This is a genomic window from uncultured Ruminococcus sp. (genome assembly GCF_946415235.1).
Classification (GTDB): Bacteria; Bacillota; Clostridia; order Oscillospirales; family Ruminococcaceae; genus Ruminococcus.
Genome location: NZ_CAMKRR010000116.1, coordinates 1 through 8564, shown reverse-complemented (window position 1 = coordinate 8564; position 8564 = coordinate 1). Strand labels below are relative to the sequence as shown.

The following is an 8564-nucleotide window of genomic DNA, read 5'->3' as shown; positions in this document are numbered from 1 at the left end:
AACTGAATATTTCCTGTTTGATCCGGATACCTTAACCGCATCTATTCCTTCAGTTAGTGCAATCCTTACATACGCTCTTAATGTTTCATGGTTTATTCCATATTTTGGAGCAATTTGCTTACAGCCTCCATTTCCATTAAGAACATCCTGCACAGCTGCAATTCGTTCTTCATCTGTTAATTTCCTTCGTGACATAAAAATTACCCCCTTAGAGTTTTAACACTTTTGTTTTTTCGTGTGTCTACTCTAAGGGGATTATATCAAATTAGGCGGTTATTGCTATTTATAATCAAAAATTGCTATGTAAAAATTATTTCAAAAAGGGGTTGACATATAGAAAAAACAATGATATAATACATTTAGCTAATAAAAAGCACCCCCACAAGGCATAGACGGTTTGGCGACCGACTACGCCTCTTAATCATACAGACGGTGACAACGTACGAATGCCTTAGTGAGAATGCTATTTGTGTGTTGTAATGCATGGTGTCATGCATATTTTATTATAACACTTAAAAATAGAACTTGTCAAGCCTTTCAGATTATTTGTGTGTTGTTACGTCTGAAGGGCTTGTCTTTTTTATTGCTTTAAACATGAATCTTGAAAATAGAATAAGTAATACTTCATGCTGTACCTAACATTAGCATTCTGTCGGTGTGGTGAATATCGATAGCCAAAGAAGATGTGCGCCCATGACCTGCGAGTCTGCAAACAATCAGATCAGCGATAAACACAATTCTTCTAATCTCAAGTTGTTCTTGAGGGGCGATGACAAGGAATGTGATAATGATACTTCCGTGCGAGCGGCTTTGAGTAAGAACCTCAAAGATATATAATAAAGAATGACATAACCTTTAATGTATATATGAAGCAGCTACTGGCAGTTATTCTAAAAACTGCGATAACACTTTAGCTCACCATGAAGCGTTGCGAACTTATTATATAATCAAGTAGATATGACAAGTACTCAGAACACAATCCTGTACTCTAAGTAGTTGTTATATTTGGCAGGGGCAGAAGGACTTGAACCCTCGGCACGCGGTTTTGGAGACCGCTGCTCTACCAACTGAGCTATACCCCTATTGATAATAACTGTTGCCCAATCGCAACATAATAATTATATCAGAGTGGCAAAGATATGTCAATAGTTTTAAGAAAATTTTATTTTTTAACTATAATTCATTTCCCTGCTATCTGTACAAATGGCAAAGCCGCTGAAAACTCAGCGGCTTTGCGGGTATTTACTGTGTTTCGCTCATATAGAGACCGATTCGGCTCTTAATGATATTAACGAATTCATCAATAGTTCTTTCGCCATTGAAGACATAATCGCTCTCCTCTTTTATTATCATCGCCGCAGACCTCTACCTTACATTTTCTTTTTATCTTTGAATAAATGCGCCTGTCGGCTGCCTTGTCCAGCGGTCTGCAAAGCTCTGCCATTTCACCGAGGATATCGTCATCTGCATATCTGAGATCATCAAACAGCTGTTTCTTTTTCATTTTTATCACTCCTCACCGATACCTGTTCCGCTCAGCAGTGACCTGAGCTTTTTTAATGCGCGCTGCTTTCTTTTTCTGACAGCGGCAGACTTCATGGAAAGTCTTAAAGCTATCTGTCCCGAATCCAGTCCGTAAAAGAAGCTCATAAGGATTATAGCGCTGTCGGGGTCGCCGAGCTCCTTTATTTTGCCGAACAGGATACGGCTTTTTTCCTTTTTTTCACTCTCTGCCGATATATCGTACCGATCCGAGACACTGTCATCCAGCTCATCAAACAAAAACCTGCTGCGTGAAAGCCTGTGATAGGCACGTATCGCCTTTCTTTTGGCTATGATACCCGTTATGCCTTTAAGATCGCCCGCCGAACAATATTTGTCGGTATTCATAAATATCTCGGCAAAGACATCGCTCACACACTCTTCTATGTCCTCTCTTGCACCGCATTTTCCGAGCTTGCTGCAGACGATAGTATAAACATAGTTTTTATATTCATTATAAAATCTCCGCTGCCCCTTCTGCGGAGATGATAGGATAAGCTCTTTCAATTCACTTCCCGTCATCAGCAAACCTCCCTGCATTTTCATATATTACTATTACAGAATCCAGCTTCTGTGTGACTGCCTGAAACTAATATTTATATTTTAATAAAAAATCCCTGCCGTACCTGAGTTCGGCAGAGACATTTTTTATTTTGCGGCACTTTTAAGTGCTTTTATCACCTTTTTCTGCACAGGGAATCTCTCACTGCGCGGACATTTTTTCTCATAAAACTCACAAAGCGCGGAAGCGTCCTCACGGGACAGAATTTTCACAAGATCAACTGTGAAACCATGTACTGCATTCATGAGCCAGTAAGCGCTGACGGGATCTTTATGCTCAGTCTGTATGCTGTAGATATACTCAAGAACTGCTCTGACGTCTGACGTATCGGGCTTTTCAGCGGCATAATCCTCAAGCATTTTCCTAAGGCGCTCCGAAAAACGGTCATGACAGGGATCGTCGGAAATTTTCTTCCCGAACCCTAAAAGTCCGTCAGCAGGCTTCTTATCGCGTTCAAGCTGCTCCACCTCTGTGATATACTCCTCATACAGAGCCTTTATGGCAGAAAGGCCGTTTTTGTATTCACTCATTTTCCGCCTCTGTTCTCTCCCCTGTCTCAGCTGCTTCATCGGTCATAACGGCAGCCTTTATCTCTCTGCGGAACAGATCACAGGCATATATGACAAAAGCGATATCCGCCGCAATAAAGACCGCGGCGATGATACGCGCAGTTGTAAGGCTCATGGAAGTATTCTCCGCAGCCGCTATCTTGTACGCAAGATACGCGACATATACTGCGACTACCGCTCTGAGAGCAGCCCCCTTTCCCGCCTTTGAGCATTTTTCCTGATCGTATTTTCTCATGTTCATGTTTTTACCTCTCAATGCTTTTAAACTGACAGCGGCTCAGGAGTTTTGCTTCCCGAGCCGCAAATATCTTTATCAGCCAGCCTTACCTGTCTTTTTGTTCGATACAACGTCAAAGATAACAGCTATAAGAAGAACTGCGCCCTTGACTACGTACTGCCAGTTGTTGTCAAGTCCCTTGATGGACATACCCTGGTTGATAACGCCGAGGAGTATAGCTCCGACTACGACGCCGCCTACAGTACCGCTTCCGCCGTATGCTGAAGCACCGCCGATGAAGCATGAACCGATAGCGTCCATCTCGAATGAGTTACCTGTATCGCCGTTTACAGAGCCTACACGGGCTGCAACGAGAAGTCCCGAAAGACCTGCAAGGAGCGACATGGATGTATAAGCAAGGAAGTATACCTTCTTTGTATCAATACCCGAAAGCTTTGTAGCCTTCTCGTTTCCACCGACTGCGTAGAAGTAGCGTCCGAAAGCGGTCTTTGAGGTGATGAATGCATAGATCAGTACTACTGCAAGCACCCATATAGCCATTACAGGGATACCCTTATAATGAGCTATCTTCCATGTATAGGCAAGCACAAGGAAGTCAATAACGATCACCTTTGCGAACTGTGATAAAGCCGATGCCTGCTTGTATCCCTTCTTAGCCTTCTTGATACGGTTAAGAACTGTAATTACAACGAGAGCTGCCGCAATAATGATACCAAGAATGAAAGCAGACCACTTTACCTTATCGGTATCGACTCCGGGGACTTCGATATAGGAAGCGAAGATATCAAGGAATCTTTTTCCTACGCTGCCCTCTGTCTGCGGGATAGCGATAGTCTTTGAATCGAGTATCGCACGTCCGAAGCCTCTGAACAGGAACATTCCCGCAAGAGTACAGATAAACGGAGGGATATGTATGTAACCGATCCAGAAGCCCTGCCACATACCGATAAGACAAGCAAATACAAGGCAGAGGCAGATAACGATGAGCGGATCCATATTATGCTTGGTCAGCATCTGAGCGGCTACAGCGCCCACCAGGCAGACTGTGGAGCCTACCGAAAGGTCGATGTTACCGCCTGTGAGGATACACATGAGCATACCGCAGGCAAGTACCAGAACGTAAGCGTTCTGTATCAGAAGATTTGAAAGGTTCTGAGGATAGAGGAGACGTCCCTCTGTCCACATAGAGAAGAATATGAATACCACGACCAGAGCAATGACCATGGTGTATTTTTTTATGAATGTTTTAGTGTTCATGTTACACTCCTTCGATCATTTATTTTTTGTCAGACTGAAGGATAGCGGACATTATCTTTTCCTGCGTTGCTTCGGATGCAGGCATCTCCGCGACCATTCTGCCTTCGTTCATAACGTATATACGATCGCACATACCGAGCAGCTCGGGCATTTCAGACGATATCATTATCACGGATTTGCCCTGTGCCACAAGATCATTCATTATACAGTATATCTCATACTTTGCACCGACATCGATACCTCTTGTGGGCTCATCAAGTATGAGTACCTCGGGATCGGCGAACATCCACTTTGCAAGGAGCACCTTCTGCTGGTTGCCGCCTGAAAGATTGCCGACAGCCTGCTGTACGGAAGGTGTCTTGGTGCGGAGCTTTTCCTTGTAATCCTCAGCCACTGCATTTTCCTTGTTTATGTCCACGATACCCTTGCTGCACACCTTTTCGAGACGTGCCATGGTAGTATTCTGAGCAATGCTCTGTTCAAGGATAAGACCGTTTCCCTTTCTGTCCTCGGTAACGTAGGCAAGACCTGCCTCGATAGCGTCACGGACATTTCTCAGGCTCTTATCCTTACCGTCGATCCTGAGTTCACCGCTGATATTCGTACCGTAGGAGCGTCCGAAGATAGACATTGCCAGCTCGGTTCGTCCTGCGCCCTGCAGGCCCGAGAAGCCTACTATCTCACCGCGGTGTACGTTGAACGATACATTGTCAACGACCTTCTTTTCGTTATAGATAGGATGGTGTACGCTCCAGTTCTTTACCTCCATGCCTACCTTGTCGCTGACATTGTGCTCACGTGACGGATAACGGTCACTGAGCTCACGTCCTACCATTCCGCGTATGATACGTGCTTCATCAATGTTATGACCTTCATTGTCGATAGTCTCGATAGTCGAGCCGTCACGAAGCACCGTGATCTTATCGGCAACGTAAGCTATCTCGTTTAGCTTATGGGAAATAATGATCGAAGTCATGCCGTCCTTCTTGAAGCTGAGAAGGAGATCAAGAAGCATCCTTGAATCCTCTTCGTTCAGTGAAGAAGTCGGCTCGTCGAGTATGAGCAGCTTTACGTTCTTGCTGAGAGCCTTTGCTATCTCAACGAGCTGCTGCTTGCCTGTACCGATATCTTTTATGAGAGTGGTGGCCTCTTCCTTAAGACCGACCTGCTTCATATGCTCGCCCGCTTCGTAATAGGTCTTGTCCCAGTCTATACCGAAGCGTCCCTTTCGCTCATTTCCGAGGAACATATTCTCTCCTATGGAAAGCTCGGGGATCAGTGCAAGCTCCTGGTGTATGATAACTATTCCCTTTTCCTCGCTGTCGTGCAGCGTTTTGAACTGGCAGACCTCACCGTTGTATACGATATCGCCCGTATAGCTTCCGAAAGGATAGGTTCCGCTGAGAACGTTCATAAGCGTTGATTTGCCTGCGCCGTTTTCGCCGACAAGAGCGTGTATCTCTCCGGGGCGTACCTGAAGATTAACGTTATCAAGAGCCTTTACACCCGGGAATTCCTTAGTGATATTTTTCATTTCGAGAATGTATTCTGCCAATTATATCCCTCCTTTACCATGTCTGAGCTTCTTTATTAGGGGTATTTTTCCGAATGTGCCTAATTTCATTCAGAAAAAAGGGCGGACTTAGTCCGTCCCCCCTTTTTTCAGACACTATAATAATGTTATTTCGTCATCATGTTGTTGAAGCTGTTGATTCAAGATACTTGTTGTTGCTGTCCCACTTGTAAAGACCTGTATCTACAAGCTTATCCAGTGAATCCTTTGTAATAACATAAGGAACGAGCAGATATGAAGGAACTACCTTAACGCCGTTGTTATATGACTCTGTATCATATGCTGCTTCGGCAGAGAGGCTGAGGCTTCCGTCAGGTGTCTGACCTGAGAGTATAGCCTTTGCAACGTCGAGAGTAACGCCTGCTTCATCACTTACGTTCTTGTATACTGTCATTGACTGCTTGCCGTCAACGATATTCTGAAGATTAGCGATATCGCCGTCCTGACCTGTTACGATAGGAGTATTACTGCCGCTGTAGTCAGAGCTGATAGCCTGTGCAACACCGAGAGCTGTTGAGTCGTTTGAGCAGAGCGCAACATCAAGCTGTGTTCCGTCGGAATAGTAAGAAGCAAGTGTGTTCTGCATATTTGCAAGAGCTGTATCTGTTGACCATGTAGGTGTAGCTACCTGCTCGAAAGTTGTCTTGCCCGACGGTACCTTGAGCTTGCCGTCCTTGATGTACTGCTCAAGAGCGTCATAAGCGCCGTTGAAGAAATAGCCTGCATTATTGTCGGCAGGGTCGCCTGCTGTGAACTCGATATTGAAAGGACCTGCCTCGCTGTCAAGCTTGAGAGCATCACGTACGAATTCGCCCTGGAGCTTACCAACTGTGTAGTTATCGAATGAAACGTAGTATGAAACTGCGTCTGTGTTCATGATAAGACGGTCATAAGCAATAACAGGGATATTTGCGCTCTTAGCATCGGCGAGTGTCTGAGAGAGGGTATCACCGTCGATAGCTGCGATAAGGAGAAGGTCTACCTTATCAGCGATCATTGACTGGATATCGTTGTTCTGCTGTTCTGTCTTGTTATCAGAATACTTCAGATCAACATCGTATCCGGCTGCCTCGAACTGGTCCTTGAGGTATTCACCGTCACGGTTCCAGCGCTCGAGAGACTTTGTAGGCATAGCAATTCCGACAGTCTTTTTACCGCTGCTGGTATCCTCGCCGCCGTTGTTGTTAGCTTCGGTAGCTTCTTCTTTAGCTGCGGTAGTTGTTTTAGTGTCGTTACTGCTGTTGTTGTTCGATGATGAAGAATTATCGCCGCATGAAGCGAGTGATCCAACCATCACCAGAGTTGAGAGTACTGCAAGAAACTTTTTCATTAGATTTTCCTCCTTAAATGTTAAAATTAATATGTGAAAAAATTATTGCCATACAATATTTTATAACTTATCCCCTGATACTTAGTATTCTACACAATATTACCCTCATTGTCAATATGTTATATATTAACTTTGGTGAATTGTATAATTCGGAAGCGGCAAATATGTGAAATATGCTAAAGGATTATATACGTTTTGTGATTTTTTTAAAGATTATTACAAGAAAGGACAAGAAAAAACCTGCTAATGTCCACATAGTTCCACACAAATCAGATAACAAAATAAAGCGGGAGCAATGATCTGATATTGCTCCCGCTTAGTAATTATTTACTTATAAAAAGCATTATTTGCTGTCACTTAGTGCTTGGTATATGTTACCCACTGGTAACGTGCTGTGAGCGGAGTTCTTCCGTCATAGTGTCCGAGCCACTCATCAACGCCTCTTCCCGGCCATGCATTCATCATGATCTTGCCTGCGGTCCTTGGAATATTGTCATTAGCTGTATAAACTGCCTTGCCGTCAACATACCATGTGATATGATCGGGCTGCCAGTCAAAGCCGTAGGTATGGAAGCCCTGTGAAGCATCGAAACCGAGGTCATAAAGCTTCTCATGGTTGCCCTGTCCGTTGGTGTAGTAGTTGAACTGTACCTTTGTGGTATCCTTGCCGAGGAACTCGATATCTATCTCATCCCACGGATTGCCGTCAGACTCGCCTGTATAAGTGAAGAATGACGAATTTACACCGGTGTTCTTGATAGGCTGCATCGAAGTCTCATAGTAACCATAGCTGTAGAAATCGGTAGTCCTGTACTCAGCGCCTGCATAGTTATACTTGCCTGTATTGTCCCTGTCGATGCTGAGTGTGAGAGTTCCGTCTCTGAAGCCCGTCTGTGAAGCATACCAGCCGCAGTCGAAGGGATCGCCGTTCTCCCAGCCGTCAGAAGCTATGAAGTAACGTGAAGAGCCTGTTCTGAAATCATCAGTCATTGTAGCCGACTTGTTCATTTCAGTACCTGCGGGTACGCTGCCTGACTGCTGATTATTATTCTGCTGATTGTTCCAGTCATTTACTTCCCAGTTGTACCATGAATTGTTGTTATTCTGGTTGTTCCAGTCGTTATTCTGCTGATTCCAGTCATAGTTCTGCTGATTCTGATTGTTCCAGTCGTTGTTCTGCTGATTCCAGTCGTAATTCTGCTGGTTCTGGTTGTTCCAATCATACTGTTGATTGTTGTTCCAGTTGTTTACGTCCCAGTTATTCCAGTCATTGTTCTGCTGCTGACCGTTGTTCCAGTTGTTCCAATCGTTATTCTGCTGCTGACCGTTATTCCAATTGTTCCAGTCATTCTGCTGGTTCTGGTTATTCCAGTTGTTTACATCCCAGTTGTTCCAGTTGTTCCAGTCGTTGTTCTGCTGCTGACCGTTGTTCCAGTTGTTCCAGTCATTGTTCTGCTGCTGACCGTTGTTCCAGTTATTCCAGTCATTGTTCT

General features: G+C 44.5%; 8 protein-coding genes, 1 tRNA gene and 1 pseudogene. All 10 read right to left on the bottom strand.

Translation table 11 applies throughout. From position 1 onward, the window contains the following. Nucleotides 1-195 (bottom strand): transposase (locus Q0R37_RS13960; protein ID WP_294755168.1); only part of this gene is annotated, 195 nt, incomplete at its 3' end. An 811-nt stretch (nucleotides 196-1006) separates the two neighbouring features. Next, nucleotides 1007-1082: transfer RNA gene (locus Q0R37_RS13955), tRNA-Trp, on the bottom strand. 218 nt (nucleotides 1083-1300) lie between these two features. Next, on the bottom strand, nucleotides 1301-1504 hold the full coding sequence (locus Q0R37_RS13950; RefSeq protein WP_294755167.1) for a hypothetical protein: 204 nt from the start codon (nucleotides 1502-1504) through the stop codon (nucleotides 1301-1303). 5 nt (nucleotides 1505-1509) lie between these two features. Beyond that, nucleotides 1510-2064, bottom strand: coding sequence for a sigma-70 family RNA polymerase sigma factor (locus Q0R37_RS13945; RefSeq protein ID WP_294755166.1), 555 nt, complete (start codon nucleotides 2062-2064; stop codon nucleotides 1510-1512). A gap of 126 nt (nucleotides 2065-2190) precedes the next feature. Then, nucleotides 2191-2634, bottom strand: coding sequence for a hypothetical protein (locus Q0R37_RS13940; RefSeq protein WP_294755165.1), 444 nt, complete (start codon nucleotides 2632-2634; stop codon nucleotides 2191-2193). Further along, complete coding sequence (locus Q0R37_RS13935) at nucleotides 2627-2914, bottom strand: hypothetical protein (RefSeq protein WP_294755164.1); 288 nt, start codon at nucleotides 2912-2914, stop codon at nucleotides 2627-2629. Before Q0R37_RS13935 ends, Q0R37_RS13940 begins: the two co-directional genes overlap by 8 nt. Before the next feature lie 72 nt (nucleotides 2915-2986). Then, a complete protein-coding gene (locus Q0R37_RS13930) occupies nucleotides 2987-4168 on the bottom strand; it encodes a sugar ABC transporter permease (RefSeq protein WP_294755163.1) in 1182 nt (393 codons plus the stop codon). Between the two features lie 19 nt (nucleotides 4169-4187). After that, nucleotides 4188-5723, bottom strand: coding sequence for a multiple monosaccharide ABC transporter ATP-binding protein (mmsA, locus tag Q0R37_RS13925; protein ID WP_294755161.1), 1536 nt, complete (start codon nucleotides 5721-5723; stop codon nucleotides 4188-4190). 136 nt (nucleotides 5724-5859) lie between these two features. Beyond that, nucleotides 5860-7071, bottom strand: a complete 1212-nt coding sequence (locus tag Q0R37_RS13920) for a sugar-binding protein (protein ID WP_294755160.1) — start codon at nucleotides 7069-7071, stop codon at nucleotides 5860-5862. A gap of 369 nt (nucleotides 7072-7440) precedes the next feature. Continuing rightward, nucleotides 7441-8016 (bottom strand): annotated as a pseudogene (locus tag Q0R37_RS13915) (glycoside hydrolase family 16 protein); the annotation flags it as partial. Between the last annotated feature and the right edge of the window lie 548 nt (nucleotides 8017-8564).